Source organism: Mesorhizobium sp. Ca11, from assembly GCF_020165275.1.
GTDB lineage: Bacteria > Pseudomonadota > Alphaproteobacteria > Rhizobiales > Rhizobiaceae > Mesorhizobium.
On sequence record NZ_JAIUHU010000002.1, the window covers coordinates 341,647 to 357,511 of the forward strand.

The 15,865-nt window shown below is 63.2% G+C and carries 19 protein-coding genes; 12 read left to right on the forward strand and 7 right to left on the reverse strand.

Annotated elements, in window-relative coordinates; translation table 11 throughout:
• Positions 1–217: 217 nt before the first annotated feature.
• From LB538_RS05370 to LB538_RS05385, 4 genes are all read right to left on the reverse strand, one after another.
• Complete coding sequence (locus LB538_RS05370; protein WP_224526378.1) at positions 218–877, reverse strand: transglutaminase-like cysteine peptidase; 660 nt, start codon at positions 875–877, stop codon at positions 218–220.
• Positions 878–1,072: 195 nt separating this feature from the next.
• Complete coding sequence (gene tldD, locus LB538_RS05375) at positions 1,073–2,485, reverse strand: metalloprotease TldD (RefSeq protein WP_224526376.1); 1,413 nt, start codon at positions 2,483–2,485, stop codon at positions 1,073–1,075.
• A gap of 99 nt (positions 2,486–2,584) precedes the next feature.
• The gene (locus tag LB538_RS05380) at positions 2,585–3,052 is read right to left on the reverse strand and encodes a YbjN domain-containing protein (protein WP_224526373.1); all 468 of its coding nucleotides are present in this window, start codon (positions 3,050–3,052) and stop codon (positions 2,585–2,587) included.
• Positions 3,053–3,129: 77 nt separating this feature from the next.
• Entirely contained in the window at positions 3,130–3,669 is a 540-nt protein-coding gene (locus LB538_RS05385; RefSeq protein ID WP_095766761.1) for an invasion associated locus B family protein, read from the reverse strand.
• Between the two features lie 211 nt (positions 3,670–3,880).
• Between LB538_RS05385 and coxB the strand changes: the two genes are divergently transcribed.
• The 12 genes from coxB to LB538_RS05445 all read left to right on the forward strand — a co-directional run bounded on the left by coxB (position 3,881) and on the right by LB538_RS05445 (position 13,785).
• Positions 3,881–4,882 (forward strand): cytochrome c oxidase subunit II, encoded by a 1,002-nt coding sequence (coxB, locus tag LB538_RS05390; RefSeq protein WP_411908993.1) that lies wholly within the window; start codon positions 3,881–3,883, stop codon positions 4,880–4,882.
• Positions 4,883–4,920: 38 nt separating this feature from the next.
• Positions 4,921–6,570, forward strand: a complete 1,650-nt coding sequence (gene ctaD / locus LB538_RS05395; protein ID WP_095766763.1) for a cytochrome c oxidase subunit I — start codon at positions 4,921–4,923, stop codon at positions 6,568–6,570.
• Positions 6,571–6,646: 76 nt separating this feature from the next.
• Positions 6,647–7,591 (forward strand): heme o synthase, encoded by a 945-nt coding sequence (locus tag LB538_RS05400; protein ID WP_095766764.1) that lies wholly within the window; start codon positions 6,647–6,649, stop codon positions 7,589–7,591.
• Complete coding sequence (locus LB538_RS05405; RefSeq protein WP_140541531.1) at positions 7,588–7,779, forward strand: hypothetical protein; 192 nt, start codon at positions 7,588–7,590, stop codon at positions 7,777–7,779. The genes LB538_RS05400 and LB538_RS05405 overlap by 4 nt, the downstream gene beginning before the upstream one ends.
• The gene (locus LB538_RS05410) at positions 7,779–8,408 is read left to right on the forward strand and encodes a cytochrome c oxidase assembly protein (protein ID WP_224526369.1); all 630 of its coding nucleotides are present in this window, start codon (positions 7,779–7,781) and stop codon (positions 8,406–8,408) included. The genes LB538_RS05405 and LB538_RS05410 overlap by 1 nt, the downstream gene beginning before the upstream one ends.
• 1 nt (position 8,409) lies before the next feature.
• Positions 8,410–9,291 carry a cytochrome c oxidase subunit 3 gene (locus LB538_RS05415; protein WP_140847288.1) on the forward strand — a complete coding sequence of 294 codons (882 nt, stop codon included), beginning with the start codon at positions 8,410–8,412 and terminating at the stop codon, positions 9,289–9,291.
• 84 nt (positions 9,292–9,375) lie between these two features.
• Positions 9,376–9,762: a DUF983 domain-containing protein gene (locus tag LB538_RS05420; RefSeq protein WP_224526367.1), complete on the forward strand. Its 387-nt coding sequence runs from the start codon at positions 9,376–9,378 to the stop codon at positions 9,760–9,762.
• Positions 9,759–10,514: an SURF1 family protein gene (locus LB538_RS05425; RefSeq protein WP_224526366.1), complete on the forward strand. Its 756-nt coding sequence runs from the start codon at positions 9,759–9,761 to the stop codon at positions 10,512–10,514. Before LB538_RS05420 ends, LB538_RS05425 begins: the two co-directional genes overlap by 4 nt.
• Positions 10,515–10,651: 137 nt before the next feature.
• Complete coding sequence (ispH, locus tag LB538_RS05430) at positions 10,652–11,656, forward strand: 4-hydroxy-3-methylbut-2-enyl diphosphate reductase (RefSeq protein ID WP_140541535.1); 1,005 nt, start codon at positions 10,652–10,654, stop codon at positions 11,654–11,656.
• A 6-nt stretch (positions 11,657–11,662) separates the two neighbouring features.
• Positions 11,663–12,625 (forward strand): homoserine kinase, encoded by a 963-nt coding sequence (locus LB538_RS05435; RefSeq protein WP_224526364.1) that lies wholly within the window; start codon positions 11,663–11,665, stop codon positions 12,623–12,625.
• Positions 12,622–13,152: a ribonuclease HI gene (gene rnhA, locus LB538_RS05440; protein WP_224526362.1), complete on the forward strand. Its 531-nt coding sequence runs from the start codon at positions 12,622–12,624 to the stop codon at positions 13,150–13,152. The genes LB538_RS05435 and rnhA overlap by 4 nt, the downstream gene beginning before the upstream one ends.
• Before the next feature lie 39 nt (positions 13,153–13,191).
• Positions 13,192–13,785, forward strand: coding sequence for a histidine phosphatase family protein (locus LB538_RS05445; protein WP_224526360.1), 594 nt, complete (start codon positions 13,192–13,194; stop codon positions 13,783–13,785).
• Between the two features lie 3 nt (positions 13,786–13,788).
• Here the strand turns inward: LB538_RS05445 and LB538_RS05450 are convergent, their stop codons facing one another.
• The 3 genes from LB538_RS05450 to LB538_RS05460 form a co-directional block, all read right to left on the reverse strand.
• Positions 13,789–14,265: a DUF2938 domain-containing protein gene (locus tag LB538_RS05450; protein WP_224526358.1), complete on the reverse strand. Its 477-nt coding sequence runs from the start codon at positions 14,263–14,265 to the stop codon at positions 13,789–13,791.
• A 91-nt stretch (positions 14,266–14,356) separates the two neighbouring features.
• The gene (locus tag LB538_RS05455) at positions 14,357–14,839 is read right to left on the reverse strand and encodes a peroxiredoxin (protein ID WP_224526355.1); all 483 of its coding nucleotides are present in this window, start codon (positions 14,837–14,839) and stop codon (positions 14,357–14,359) included.
• Positions 14,840–14,978: 139 nt separating this feature from the next.
• A complete protein-coding gene (locus LB538_RS05460; RefSeq protein ID WP_224526354.1) occupies positions 14,979–15,785 on the reverse strand; it encodes a protein-disulfide reductase DsbD domain-containing protein in 807 nt (268 codons plus the stop codon).
• Between the last annotated feature and the right edge of the window lie 80 nt (positions 15,786–15,865).

Consider the following 15,865-nt stretch of genomic DNA (forward strand, 5'->3'; position numbering starts at 1 on the left):
CGCTCGTTCATGGGCCGGATTTCCGGCCTATGAATTTGCGAGGTAGAGAATGTGACGGATCAGTCCGTCAAAGCAGACAAGACCGCTCTGGTCACGCCGGGAGCGATTGCGGGAAAAGGTGAAGGTTCGGGCTCGGCGACTTCGCCATAGCCTTCCGTGCAGAATTGCATCCCAGGGCGAGAGAGCGGCTCGCTGTTTCCGTGAAACGCTCTGGCCCTTACGAACTCGGAGACAGTCGTTTCGCCGTGCCGCCGCGCTGGTTGATCGACACCCAGGTGTTCGGGTTCTGCTGCGACTGGCGTTTCAGGAAATAATAGCCGGTGGCGTTCCAGGGGCGGATTTCGTCGACCAGATTGTCCAGCACGAGATCGCCCTTGTCGGTCTTCACCGTCAGAATGGTGTGGCCCTCATTGTGGAGGTCGCGCACCACCGTCATCAGCAGCGCCTGCCGGGGGAAGCCCGCTTCCAGGAGCAGCTTGCGCTTGTAGAGCGCGTAGATCTTGCAGTCGCCCTTGCCGTCCGTCGGATAGTCCCAGTGGTCCATCATCGTGCCCCAGTGGTCGTAATTGCTGACGGGCTTGATGGAGTGGTTCGCCTTCTGGTTTACCCGCTTGAGGATGCCCATGTTCTGCGCTGTCAGCCTGACGCTTGTGGCAGGCAGGGCAGGCACTTTGCATTCCTTCGGCCGGCGACGACAGAAATCGAGCCAGCCATATGGGACGCTGGTGCTGCCGCCGACTGCGGCGGAACTCGCAGCCGTTAGCTTGAACAGCGACGACTGCGCCGCTGCGGGGCCGACTTGCAGCGATGATGCGCCAACCAGGGAAACGAGGCCAATGAGGAAAGAAGAAGTCAGGACGCCAGGGGAACGCTGCATTGCCGACACCACCGCAACGAGAAGACTGGCGACAAGCTAATGCGCAAACGCTCGCCCCGCCAATTAAACAATTAATAATGTCCTAACACGATTGTGTTCACTTCAAGGTGGAGGATACATTCACGCCGGAATCAACCGCCTGGCGCGCGGAGACTGCTCGGGATGGTCGTTCGTCAGGCAGTGGACGACAGACCCTCAAACCCTGGTGCCGCCCACCGTCATCTGGTTCATCCGCAGATGCGGCTGGCCGACGCCGACAGGCACACCCTGTCCGGCCTTGCCGCACATGCCGATGCCGGTGTCGAGCTTCATGTCGTTGCCGATCATGCTCACGCGGTGCATGGCGTCCGGCCCGTTGCCGATTAGCATCGCGCCCTTGATCGGCTGCGTCACCTTGCCGTTCTCGATCATGTAGGCTTCGGTGCAGCCGAACACGAACTTGCCCGACGTGATGTCGACCTGGCCGCCGCCGAAGGAAACGGCGTAGATGCCATTCTTGACCGAGGCGATGATCTCTTCCGGCTCCATGTCGCCCGAGGTCATGTAGGTGTTGGTCATGCGCGGCATCGGCTGGTGCGCGTAGCCTTCGCGGCGGCCGTTGCCCGTCGCCTTCATGCCCATCAGCCGGGCGTTCTGGCGGTCCTGCATATAGCCGACGAGTTTGCCGTCCTCGATCAGCACGTTGCACGCCGAGGGCGTTCCTTCGTCGTCGACAGTGAGCGAGCCGCGCCGCTCGGGGATGGTGCCGTCGTCGACCACGGTGACACCCTTCGCCGCCACCTGTTGGCCCATCAGGCCGGCGAAAGCCGATGTCTTCTTGCGGTTGAAGTCGCCTTCGAGCCCGTGCCCGACCGCCTCGTGCAGCATCACGCCCGGCCAGCCGCTTGAGAGCACGATGTCGAATGTGCCGGCGGGCGCCGGAACCGCTTCCAGATTGACCAGCGCCTGTCTCAACGCCTCGCCGGCGGCATGCTTCCAGCTTTCCTCGCCGACGAACTCGCCAAAGCTCTTGCGGCCGCCCATCCCGTAGGAGCCGCTCTCCTGCCGGTCGCCATCGCCGACCACCACGGAAACGTTGATCCGCACCAGCGGGCGGATGTCGCGCACAATCTGGCCGTCGCCGCGCACGATCTCGACATGCTGCCACGAGGCGGCAAGCGACGCCGTCACCTGGCGCACGCGCGGATCCTTGGCGCGCAGCCAGCCGTCGATCTCCTGCAACAGCTTGGCCTTGGCCTCGAAGGAAGGCGAGGGGATAGGGTTCTCGTCGCCATAGAGATGGCGGTTGGTGCGGGCGGGCGCTCCGGCCAATGTGCCGGAATAGCCGCCTTTGACAGCCGAGACTGCGTCTGCCGCGCGCAACAGCGAGGCTTCGGAGAGATCGCTCGAATGCGCATAACCGCTGGCCTCGCCGGCCACGGCACGCAGGCCGAACCCCTGGTCGGTGTTGAAATTGGCCGTCTTCAGCCGGCCATTATCGAACATCAGCGCTTCGTTCTCGCTGTATTCGAGGAACAACTCGCCGTCGTCGGCGCCCTTGATGGTCTCGGTGACGATCTCCTTGACGCGATCGTCGGAAATGTCGAATTGGCCGATCAGGCTGTTCATGGCAAATCCATTCGTGGAAACAAATCGTTCCTCGGCATGTAGGCGCGAAGCCGCCTTCGCACAATCGCCAACTGGGTCAAGCCGACGATTGCGCCGCCATCAGTTGCCGCTGACGAAGTCCTTGATGTTGCCGGCCATCGCGTTCCAATTGGAAAACTGCTCCTCGAGATTGGCCCTGGTGATGCCGCCGGCAAAGCTGACATCCATCCTGAAATTCGAGCCGTCGCCCGAATAGGCCTTCACCCAGCGGTATTTTGCGTTCCAGGCGTTGGCTTGGTCAGCGGTAAGCGGGTCGGCGTAGCCGGTCGCGAATTGCAGCGACTTGCAGTTCTCGTGGTCTTCGCAGCCGTAGAAATAGATCAGGTATTTAACGCCGTCGATCCGCCCCGAAATCATCGGATCGCCGTTGTCGTCCTTGCCCATCCTGGCGGAACCGAAGCCCTTGGCGATATCGAGGATCGCCGCCGAGTCGGGCCTCTGGAGGATTTCGTCGTCCTCGGCCCGGGCGACCGAAACCGCACCGGCCAGCGCCAGCCCAGCGATGAAAGCGGACAATGACGTGCGCATGGAGCCTCCTGCCGCCAAATCCGCATTCGCCATCCGACCTCAGCGTCGGAAATGGCCGCGGTGCATGGGCAAGAAGATCAAGGTAGGGCGGCGAAGCCGTCTGCAAAGCCCTTGAGATCGACCGGAATGCCGATGCCTTCCTCGGGCGTCTGGAACACGATGAAGGTGGCCGACGTGCCGCTCTTCAGCGTGTCGAGCAGCGGTTTTTCAAGGATCACCTCGGCGTAGCAGCCATCCTGGAAGCAGCGCACGAAATAGGCGCGGCCGATATCCTTGCCGTCGACATTGAGGCCAAGCCCGTTGGGCAGGAGCACGCCGAGCGGCGCCAGCACGCGCAGGATCTCGGCCTTGTTGTCGGCTGTGCGCAGCACCACGACCGAAAGCCCCATTTCAGGGCGGTCCTCGGCGACAACGTTCTGCATCATCACGCATTGCTCTGAGGTAGCACCTGCAGGCGTATCGCAGATGATCGACCACGCGCCATGCGTCGACTTCACCGTGCCGCTCGGCGGCTTGGCGTCGTTAGGCGAGGCGGGGGCGCCGACGGCTACGCCGACACCGAGCAAGGCGACGGCAAGGACGACCTTCGCCAGGGTTCTCGAAAGCCAGGAAGTCATAACGGCTCCATTGCGAATCACGGCACTTTAAGCCGCGCCGGGGCCAAGTAAAGGACGAGACCTCCGTCGGTCCGCCCCGATACCGGCAATTGCATGCTTTTCCAAAGCAAATTCGCCCGAATTGCGACCGTCGCGCATATAGCATGGCGGGCGCCGAACGCGGCCTTCGGCCTGCGCGCAAAAATGCCGCACGGTTTCCTCCGCTCCTTTCTTGCGGAGGGAAATAGAGTATGGTTTGAACCAGCCTCGGGACAGCCCGGGATTCCCAATTCCGGTGTCGTCCGTTATTGGTGCGACCAGATCGCGGGAAGTGGGAGACGAGAGGGCGATGAGGAAATTCCTGGCAAGCGCTGAATTCTTGGCAGGTACGGCAGCTTCGGCCGTGCTCTTCTCCAGTGCGGCGGCTCGTGCCGACCAGCCGCGGGAATGGGAGATGACCTTCCAGGCGCCCGCGACCGACATGATGCGGCAGATCGAGCGGTTTGGGAACTACACCATGTGGTTCATCGTCCCGATCACCATCCTCGTGCTGGTGCTTCTGCTGGTCTGCATCGTTAGGTTCCGCGCCAGTGCCAATCCAGTGCCGTCCAGGACCAGCCACAACACGCTGATCGAGGTGATCTGGACGGTCGGGCCGGTGATCGTGCTCCTGCTCATCGCCATTCCCTCCTTCCAGCTGCTCACGGCGCAGTACACGCCGCCGGAAGAAGCTAAGCTCACCGTCAAGGCGACCGGCAACCAGTGGAACTGGGATTACGAGTACCAGGTCGACAAGACCTTCTCCTTCAACTCGGCGGTTCTTCAGGATGCCGACCGCGCCAAGGCCGGCAAGGAAGATCGCGCCCGCTATCCGCGTCTGCTGGCGGTCGACAACGAGCTGGTCGTGCCGGTCAACACCATGACCCGCGTGCTGATCACCGCCACCGATGTCATCCACTCCTTCGCCGTGCCGTCCTTCGGCATCAAGATGGATGCCGTCCCCGGCCGCACCAACGAGACCTGGTTCAAGGCGGAGAAGGAAGGCCTCTACTACGGCCAGTGCTCGCAGCTCTGCGGCAAGGACCATGCCTTCATGCCGATCGCCGTGCGCGTGGTGTCCGATGCGCAGTTCAAGACCTGGCTGGATACGGCCAAGACCGACGTGCCCGCCGCCAACAAGGCGCTGATGGCCGAGATCGATGATACCAACAAGGTAGCGGCCGCCGGCAACTGATGCCGCGGGTTAGCAAGATTTAGGGAACGGAGCGGAACATGGCAGAGGCTGCAGCTCACGATCACGGCGACCACAGGCCGCATGGCTGGGTCCGCTGGGTCTACTCGACCAACCACAAGGACATCGGCACGCTCTACCTGATCTTCGCGATCATGGCCGGCATCATCGGCGCCGCGCTCTCGGTCGCCATCCGCATGGAGCTGCAGGAGCCGGGCATCCAGATCTTCAGCGGCCTGGCGCAGATGGTCTACGGCATGCAGGGCGACGCCGCCATCGACGGCGGCAAGAGCATGTACAACGCCTTCGGCGCCGCGCACGGCCTGATCATGATCTTCTTCATGGTCATGCCGGCGCTCATCGGCGGCTTCGCCAACTGGATGGTGCCGATCATGATCGGCGCGCCGGACATGGCCTTCCCGCGCATGAACAACATCTCGTTCTGGCTGCTGCCGCCGGCTTTCATCCTGCTGCTCTCCTCGATGTTCGTGCCGAGCGCGCCGGGCGCCTTCGGCGTCGGCGGCGGCTGGACCATTTATCCGCCGCTCTCGACGTCCGGCCAGCCGGGCCCGGCGATGGACCTGGCGATCCTCTCGATCCATATCGCCGGCGCGTCGTCGATCCTCGGCGCCATCAACTTCATCACCACCATCTTCAACATGCGCGCTCCCGGCATGACGCTGCACAAGATGCCGCTGTTTGCCTGGGCGGTGCTGATCACCGCTTTCCTGCTGCTGCTGTCGCTGCCGGTTCTGGCGGGCGCCATCACCATGCTGCTCACCGATCGCAATTTCGGCACCGCTTTCTTCGTGCCGGATCAGGGCGGTGACCCGATCCTCTTCCAGCATCTGTTCTGGTTCTTCGGCCATCCCGAGGTGTACATCCTGATCCTGCCGGGCTTCGGCATCATCAGCCATATCGTCTCGACCTTCTCGAAGAAGCCGGTGTTCGGCTATCTCGGCATGGCCTACGCCATGGTCGCGATCGGCGCCGTCGGCTTCATCGTCTGGGCGCACCACATGTACACGACCGGCCTGTCGCTCGACACGCAGCGTTACTTCGTGTTTGCCACCATGGTCATCGCGGTGCCGACCGGCGTGAAGATCTTCTCCTGGATCGCCACCATGTGGGGCGGCTCGATCTCCTTCAAGCCGCCGATGCTGTGGGCGCTGGGCTTCATCTTCCTGTTCACCATCGGTGGCGTCACCGGCGTTCAGCTGGCCAATGCCGGTCTCGACCGCTCGCTGCACGACACCTATTTCGTGATCGCCCACTTCCACTACGTGCTGTCGCTGGGCGCGGTGTTCGCCATCTTCGCCGGCTGGTACTACTGGTTCCCGAAGATGACCGGCTACATGTACTCGCCGGTTATCGCCAACACCCACTTCTGGGTGACCTTCGTCGGCGTCAACCTGATCTTCTTCCCGCAGCACTTCCTCGGCCTCGCCGGCATGCCGCGCCGTACCGTCGACTATCCGGACGCGTTCGCCGGCTGGAACATGGTGTCGTCCTACGGCTCCTACATCGCGGCCGTCGGTGTCGCGATCTTCCTCTACGGCGTGTTCGAGGCCTTCCAGAAGAAGCGCGTCGCCGGCGCCAACCCGTGGGGCGAGGGCGCCACCACGCTCGAATGGCAGCTGCCTTCGCCGCCGCCGTTCCACCAATGGGAACAGCTGCCGAAGATCAGGTAGGCAGCGTCCCGACGCATACGAGACCGCCGGCTTGCCCGGCGGTCTTGGCCAACGGAATGATGGACTTTAAGTACGCATGGCCCTTGCCGAAGACAGATTGATGGAGGAAGCGGGTTTTCGCATGTCGGAAGCGACCGCAGGCGATTTCTTCGCCCTCCTGAAGCCGCGTGTCATGTCGCTGGTCGTCTTCACGGCCTTTGTCGGCATGATCGCGGCGCCCGTCGCCATCAATCCGCTCATGGCGGTGATCGCCATCCTCGCAATCGCCATTGGCGCCGGTGCTTCCGGCGCGCTCAACATGTGGTACGACGCCGACATCGACGCCGTGATGACGAGGACCGCCGGCCGCCCGGTGCCGTCCGGTCGCGTCACCCCAGGCGAGGCGTTGAGCTTTGGCCTTGTGCTGTCGGTGCTGTCGGTGATGACGCTCGGCGTGCTGGTCAACTGGCTGTCGGCATCGCTTCTCGCCTTCACCATCTTCTTCTACGCCGTCATCTACACCATGTGGCTGAAGCGCTGGACGCCGCAGAACATTGTCATCGGCGGCGCCGCCGGCGCCATCCCGCCGGTAATCGGCTGGGCCGCCGTGACCGGCTCGGTCAGCCTCGAAAGCGTGATCCTGTTCCTGATCATCTTCCTGTGGACGCCGCCGCATTTCTGGGCGCTGGCTCTCTTCAAATCCGACGACTACGCCCGCGCCGGCATCCCGATGATGCCGAATGTCGCCGGCCATGCCTCGACCCGTAGGCAGATCTTTGCCTATGCGCTGATCCTGGCGCCGGTCGGGGTGCTGCCCTGGGCGCTCGGCTACACCACGGCCGGCTACGGCGTCGTCTCGGCGGCCCTTGGCGCGGGCTTCGTCTGGTATGCCTGGAAAGTGCTTGCCATGGCGGACGGCGACCGCGCGATGAAGCCGGCCAAGGCCCTGTTCGGCTATTCGCTGCTCTATCTCTTCGCTATCTTTGCCGCCTATCTCGTCGACTGCGTGGTCGGGCGCGCCCTCATGATGGGGGGAGCATGATCGTGGCCGACAAGAAACTCGAATTGGTCACGCTGACCGAACGCCAGCAGAAGGCCCGCCGCAACCGCTCCATCGCCATCGGTCTTGCGTTGGCAGCGCTGGTCGTCGTCTTCTATGCCGCCACCATCGTGCGCTTCGGTCACAGCGGAGCCAGCATCACCGGCTCCGGCCTGCTGGGAGGCGGCTGATGGGCGGCGAGGCCAGCAGCAAGCCCCGCAAGGTGAACAACGGCATCGTCGCCGCCGTCTGCCTCGCCTTCTTCACCGGCATGGTCGGCATGGCCTATGCGGCGGTGCCGCTCTACAAGATGTTCTGCCAGGTCACCGGCTATGGCGGGACCACGCAGCGCGCCGAGAAGCAATATGCCGGCCGCGTGCTCGACCGTGATATCACCATCCGCTTCGATGCCAACACCAACGGCATTCCATGGCAGTTCGAGCCTGTCGCCCGCTCGGTGACGATCAAGATCGGCGCGACGGCGCAGGCGCATTACAGCGCCACCAACAAGTTCGACCGCACCATTACCGGCCGCGCCTCGTTCAACGTGCAGCCGGAAATGGCCGGCGCCTATTTCAACAAGGTGGAGTGCTTCTGCTTCACCGACACGACGCTGAAGCCCGGCGAGACGCTGGACATGCCGGTCGTGTTCTATGTCGATCCAGACATCGTCAACGTGCCGGAACTCAAGGACTTGAAGACCATCACCCTGTCCTACACGATGTTCCCGGTCGAAAACAAACAGCCGGTCGCCTCCTCGGTGCCGGCCGCAGGCAGCAGCAACAAAGTTCCAGATTCCGACGCAAGCCTCGGGGGTTGATATGGCAGACGCGCACGCAAAACCACAACACGACTACCATCTCGTCAACCCCAGCCCCTGGCCTTTCCTGGGTTCCGTCGGCGCGCTGGTCACCGCCATCGGCGGTGTCTGCCTGATGCAGTATCTGAAGGGCGGCAACTTCCCGGTCTTCGGCCACAACATCGCCAATCCGTGGCTGTTCTTCATCGGCATGATCATCGTGCTCTACACGATGTTCGCCTGGTGGTCGGACACCATCAAGGAAGCGCATGAGGGCCACCACACGCGCGTCGTTTCGCTGCACCTGCGCTACGGCATGATCATGTTCATCGCCTCGGAGGTGATGTTCTTCGTCGCCTGGTTCTGGGCCTTCTTCGACGCAAGTCTCTTCCCCGGCGAGGCGAACCAGTATGCCCGCACCGCCTTCACCGGCGGCGTGTGGCCGCCGAAGGGGCTTGAAGTCCTCGATCCCTTCCACTTGCCGCTCTACAACACCATCATCCTGCTTCTGTCGGGCACGACGGTGACCTGGGCGCACCACGCGCTTCTGCATGGCGACCGCAAGGGCCTGATCAACGGCCTGGTGCTGACCGTCGGCCTCGGCATGCTGTTCACCATGGTGCAGGCCTACGAGTATATGCACGCTCCGTTCGGCTTCAGGGATTCGATCTACGGCGCCACCTTCTTCATGGCGACTGGCTTCCACGGCTTCCACGTCATCATCGGCACCATCTTCCTGCTGGTCTGCCTGATCCGCGCTTGGCGCGGCGACTTCACCCCGAAGCAGCATTTCGGCTTCGAGGCGGCCGCCTGGTATTGGCACTTCGTCGACGTGGTCTGGCTGTTCCTGTTCAGCGCCATCTATGTCTGGGCCTCGAACGGCGCACTGATCGAAGGCCATTAAACCGACGGGTTTCGGAATCCCAAAGGGCGGCTGCGGCGACGTGGCCGCCTTATTCTTTGGGGCAAAAAGGTCTACGGTGAGAACATGAGCGAAGACAAGGCGATCTGGCCACCGATCGATCCGATTTCTGCCGGCCTGCATGGCCGTTGTCCGCGCTGCGGCGAAGGCAAGCTGTTCTCGGGTTTCCTCACCGTCGGCAAGCGCTGCTATAATTGCGGACTCGACTATTCCTTCGCCGATGCGGGCGATGGGCCGGCCGTGTTCGTCATCCTGATCATCGGCTTCGTCGTCGTCGGCCTTGCATTGTGGATGGAGGTGACGTTCAGTCCGCCGCTCTGGCTGCATTTTATGTTGTGGATACCGCTGGCGCTGGTGCTCTGCCTGACGGCGCTACGCCTGATCAAGGGCGTGCTGATCACCTTGCAGTATTCGAAGAAGGCCTCAGAGGGCAGGCTGGATTACAACGAATGAGCGAGACGACCGGTTTGGTTGCCGGCCCTTCGCGGCCGCGCACGGCGTTGCTGCTTGGCCTCGGCCTTGTCCTGTTCGCCGTCCTGATCGGGCTCGGCACCTGGCAGGTCCAGCGCCTGCATTGGAAGGAAGGCCTGCTCGCAACCATCGACAAGCGCACCCATTCCGCACCGCTGGCTCTAGCGGACGTGGAGAAGGAATTCGCCGCTTCCCATGATGTCGACTACACGCCCGTGACGGTAACAGGCACTTTCCTGCATCAGGGCGAGCGGCACTTCTTTTCCACCTGGCAAGGCGACAGCGGCTTCAACGTCTACACGCCCCTGCAGCTTGAGGACGGCCGCTTCGTGCTCGTCAACCGCGGCTTCGTTCCCTACGACCTCAAGGATCCTTCCAAGCGCCGGCAGGGCGAAGTCGCCGGCAAGGTGACGGTGACCGGGCTCGCCCGCAATCCGCTGCCTGCAAAGCCGTCGATGATGCTTCCCGACAATGACGTCGCCAAGAACATCTTCTACTGGAAGGACCGCGACGTCATGGCGGCGACCGCCGGCCTGCCTGCCGGTTTCGTGCTGGTGCCGTTCTTCGTCGATGCCGACAAGACGCCGAATCCCGGCGGCCTGCCGGTCGGTGGCGTCACCATCATCGACCTGCCGAACAACCATTTGCAATATGCCGTCACGTGGTACGGGCTGGCCGCCGCCCTTGCAGCCGTGCTGATCCTGAGGTTGCGCCGCCCGGCGAAGGAGCAGTGAGCGTCCTCGCTCTTGACAGGGCAGGGGTGCGCACCTCATTTCGCCTAATCAAACAGATAGAGCATGATGTCGTCCGAAAACCGCTTCACACTTTTCGGCATCATGTTCTTGGTTCCGACTGAATCGGCCTTGCATTCATGACCCAGAAAAAGCCACCGCTGACGATCAGGCTCTGCCAGCCACGCGGCTTCTGCGCCGGTGTCGACCGCGCCATCCAGATCGTCGTGCTGGCGCTGAAGAAATATGGCGCGCCGGTCTATGTCCGCCATGAGATCGTCCACAACCGCTACGTCGTCGAAGGGCTGCAGAGCCTGGGCGCCGTCTTCATCGAGGAACTGTCCGAGATTCCGCCGGAGCATCGTCAGTCGCCCGTGGTCTTTTCCGCGCATGGCGTGCCGAAATCGGTGCCGGCGGACGCCCAGGCGCGCAATCTCTTCTATCTCGACGCCACGTGCCCGCTCGTCTCCAAGGTGCACAAGCAGGCGATGCGCCACCAGCGGCTTGGTCGCCATGTGCTTTTGATCGGCCATGCCGGCCACCCGGAAGTGATCGGCACGATGGGCCAATTGCCGGAAGGCGCGGTGACGTTGATCGAGACGGAGGCTGACGCCGCGCGTTTCGTGCCCGTCGACGCTTCGGCGCTGGGCTTCGTCACCCAGACGACCTTGTCGGTCGAGGACACCGCCGGCATCATCCGGGCGCTCCAGGAGCGGTTTCCCGAACTGCATGCGGCCGCAGCCGAATCGATCTGCTACGCTACCACCAACCGCCAGGAAGCGGTGAAGGAGACGGCGGCCGGCGCCGATCTTTTCCTTATCGTCGGCGCTCCCAATTCGTCCAATTCGCGTCGCCTTGTCGAAGTGGCGGAGCGCGCCGGCGCCACAATGTCGCTTCTCGTGCAGCGCGCCGCTGAAATTCCGTGGGATGAGATCGCCGGGATCAGGACGCTCGGCCTGTCGGCCGGCGCCTCGGCGCCGGAAATCATCGTCGACGAGATCATCGACGCGTTTCGGCAACGCTTCGACGTCACCATCGATCTGGCCGTCACAGCCACGGAAACGGAGGATTTTCCGGTGATGCGGGTTTTGCGCGATGTCGAACTGACGGCGGCCGACATGGCCTTCGTTAATGGAGCGGCGTGAAACCGGATGGCCGTCTACACCGACGTCAGCGAAGGCGAGCTGACCGCATTCCTCAAGGCCTATCCGGTGGGTGAGCTGCTCTCCTACAAGGGCATCGCCGAAGGCACCGAGAATTCCAATTTCCTGGTCCACGCCTCGACCGGCTCCTACATCCTGACGCTCTACGAGAAGCGGGTCGACAAGGCCGACCTGCCGTTCTTTCTCGGCTTGATGGGCCATCTTGCCAGGAAAGGCATTTCCTGCCCGCTGCCGGTCACCGCGCATGACGGCACCGTCATCGGCACGCTGGCCGGCCGGCCCGCCGTCATCATCACCTTCCTCGAAGGCCTGTCGCTCAGGCGGCCGACGGCCGCGCATTGCGCGGAAGTCGGCAAGGCGCTCGCCGGCCTGCATCTTGCCGGCCAGGATTTTCAGATGAGGCGGCCGAACGCTCTGGCGATCGACGGCTGGCGCAAGCTCTGGGCCGCCTCGCGCGAGCGCGCCGACGAGGTCGAGCCAGGGCTGGCGGCCGAGGTCGACGCCGACTTCAGCGATTTCGAGCGCAACTGGCCCACCGGCCTGCCGAAGGGCATCATCCATGCCGATCTGTTCCCGGACAATGTCTTCTTCCTCGGCGAGAAACTGTCCGGGCTGATCGACTTCTATTTCGCCTGCGACGACCTCTACGCCTATGATGTCGCCACCTGCCTCAACGCCTGGTGCTTCGAGAAGGATTTTTCCTTCAACCTGACCAAGGGGACGGCGCTGCTGGCCGGCTATCAGTCGGTGCGGCCGCTTCAGGACGACGAGAAGGCGGCGCTGCCGATGCTGGCGCGCGGCTCGGCGCTGCGCTTCATGCTAACCCGCCTCTATGACTGGCTGACTATTCCGGATGGCGGGCTGGTGATGAAGCGCGATCCGACCGAGTATATCCGCCGCATGCGCTTCCACCGCGCCATCAAATCGCCATCCGAATACGGGCTGACATGAACAAGCAGATCGAGATCTTCACCGACGGCGCCTGCTCGGGCAATCCCGGGCCGGGCGGCTGGGGCGCAGTGCTTCGCTACAACGGCGTCACCAAGGAGCTGTCCGGCGGCGAGGCCGAGACCACCAACAACCGCATGGAGCTGCTGGCCGCCATCACCGCGCTCAACGCGCTGAAGGAGCCTTGCGCGGTCGACCTCTACACCGACAGCAAATACGTCATGGACGGCATCTCCAAATGGATCCACGGCTGGAAGAAGAACGGCTGGAAGACCGGCGACAGGAAGCCGGTCAAGAATGGCGAGCTCTGGCAGGCGCTCGATGAGGCCAACCGGCGTCACAAGGTCGTCTGGCACTGGGTTAAGGGCCATGCCGGCCACCCGGAGAACGAGCGCGCTGACGAACTGGCCCGGCAGGGCATGGCACCGTTCAAGAAGGGCCCGGTGAAGCCTGTTTTGGCGGCGCAGCCCGCAGTGCAGCCGAAGCGGCCGGCGGTTGCGAAGGCGCGACGCTCGACCCAGAGCTACTGATCGGCCATCGAGCCCGCATCTGATCGGAGAAAGTTTGCCTTGCCGATCGCCTATTACATTACCCATCCGCAGGTTCGGATCGACGCCAACATTCCGGTGCCGGAATGGGGGCTGTCTGACATCGGCCGGGCAAGGGCTGTTGCGATGCTCGATCAGCCCTGGATCGGCTCGATTGGGCGCATCGTGTCGTCCGCTGAACGCAAGGCGGTCGAAACTGCGGAAATCCTGGCGAAGCACCTCCATCTTGAGGTCGAGGTGCGGGAGCGGATGCACGAGAACGACCGGTCGGCGACGGGCTTCCTGCCGCCGCCGGAGTTCGAAGCGGTTGCCGACGAGTTCTTCGCCAGGCCGCACGACAGCATCCGCGGATGGGAAAGGGCGATAGACGCGCAGCAGCGCATCATGGGCGAAGTCGACGCCGTGCTTGGTACCGGCCTCACCGGCAACGTGGCTTTCGTTGGCCACGGAGGCGTGGGAACACTTCTGCTGCTTTCGCTCGATGGCCGCGAGATCAGCCGTATCGCGGATCAGCCGGCGGGCGGCGGCAATTACTTCGCCTATGACATTGAGGCTCGCCGCATCCTGCACGGCTGGCGCCCCATCGACGAACTGGCGCCGCATAGCGGCATTTGATCGTCAGCGGATCAGCAGCGCCGTCGAGAACATGCCGAGCGCGAACACCATGTGCGCCAGGAGGTTGAGCGCGCGCACCTTCATCGGATTGGGAAGCTTGGACGCCGCCCAGCCGGCGCCCATGCCCGGCGCAAGCAGGAACCAGCCCGCCCCGACCGTGACGATGCCGAGGATGAAGGCCGGCAGGAATGTCGGCGCCGCCAGCCAGCCCGCGCCGGCGAGCACGACAAGGATCACGCCGTAGAGAATGCCAACGAGGTAGTGGAATGCCCAGCCGAGCGCCTTTTCATGCGCATAAGGTGCCGCCTTGCCGATATCGTCGTGAAAAACCCTCTTCGGCAGATGCCGCACCCAGCGTCCGACCATGCCCCAGTTGGGCAATGGCAGGCCGAACGCCTTGTTGAGGACGATCGCCCAGACATCCATGAATACTGTGGCGCCGATGCCGATCGCCACTGCGCGCCAGACGGTGTCAAACATCAGAGCATGATCCTGAACCGAAGGTCAGCGAACGCAAAAAGTGGAACTGGTTTTCGGTCAAAATCATGGGGCCAACGAAACCTGACCTGATCTAGAGCTGCTCGAGGATTTTTGCCGCGCCACTCTCGTCGACGCCCGGCTTGGTCTCGACATTGAGCGCCACGACCTTGCTGTCGTCGACGATCATTGAGAAGCGCTTCGAACGCAGGCCCATGCCGGCCCCGGAAAGATCGTTGTCGAGTCCCACCGATTTGGCGAAATCGCCGCTGCCGTCGGCGAGATAGAGGATCTTGCCTTCGCCGCCGGTGAACCGCGCCCAGGCGCCCATGACATGCACGTCGTTGACCGAGACGACGGCGATCGTGTCGACGCCGCGGGCCAGGATGGCGTCATGATTCTCCAGATAACCAGGCAGGTGGTTGTTGCTGCAGGTCGGCGTGAAGGCGCCGGGAACGCCGAACAGCACGACTTTCTTGCCGGCGAAGATCTCATCGCCGGTGATCGACTTTGCGCCGTCCGCGGTCATGGTCTTGAAGGTCGCTTCGGGCAGTTTTTCGCCAACCGCAATGGTCATGGGGTGCCTCGCTTGGGGGATGGGAAGGATCGATGCCTTCGATATCGGACCGCGCGGGCTCCGGCAACTCTTCAGAGCAATTCCAGGAAAAGTGGGCAGCGGTTTTCCGTCCGGAATTGCGGCTCAGAAAGCCCCTGGATCAAGGGAAAGGCAGCAGCCCGTCCACCGAACCCTCGGCACTGGTCAGCGTGTAATACAGCCCGCCATCGGTCGGCGCCGCCGACGGCCGGTCGAGGATCGGCACGGTGAAGACGAGCTTGCCATCCTTCTGACTGCGCACCGGCGCGCCGAACATGTAGTCGCGCTCGCCGGCGATGAAGAGATCGACGGATTGCGGATCGCCGGGCGACTGCGCCTGGACGACAAGGATCTCATGGTCGCTGGACAGCACGCTGATGCCGAAATCGGACCGGGCCGGGGAGGGCAGCGTCGCAAGTGCGGTTTTCACCAGGGCCGCGTCGGTCGCGTTATCGGGATCGGACCCGGGTTCGACGCTGAGCCGGGTCTGCACTGGAATGCAGATCGTCTCGCAGATGCCGAGGAAAATGTTGGCATCGATGGTCGCCGGCTGGTCGGGCGAAGACAGCGTGAACGTCACCGGCAGCGACACCGGACGATCGTAGCCGGCCCATTTGCCGTAGCCGTCGTCATGCCGCTGTGGCGGCGGGAACGACAATTGCGCGTCGGCGACATTGGTGCTGCCCGATATGTCGAGTTGCGGCGGCACGCCGGCGTCGCCTGGATCGCGCCAATAGGTCTTCCAGCCGGGCTTCAACGCGATATCGAGCACGCCGTGGATCTTGCCGGCCTGGTCGGGCTTGCCCGTGGTCACCAGCCGAACCTTGCCGCCTTCACTGTTGTACCAGTTAGAGGAGGAGGCCTCGGCCGGTAGGCTTGTAGCCCACCCGAAAACGACGCCGAGAACCAGTAATTTCGTGTATCGCATGCGGTGATTTGACCGTCCGTTCTTGGCCGCGCAATGACTTCATCGCTCTCCCGATATCATATTTGCGTGACATCGGGGAC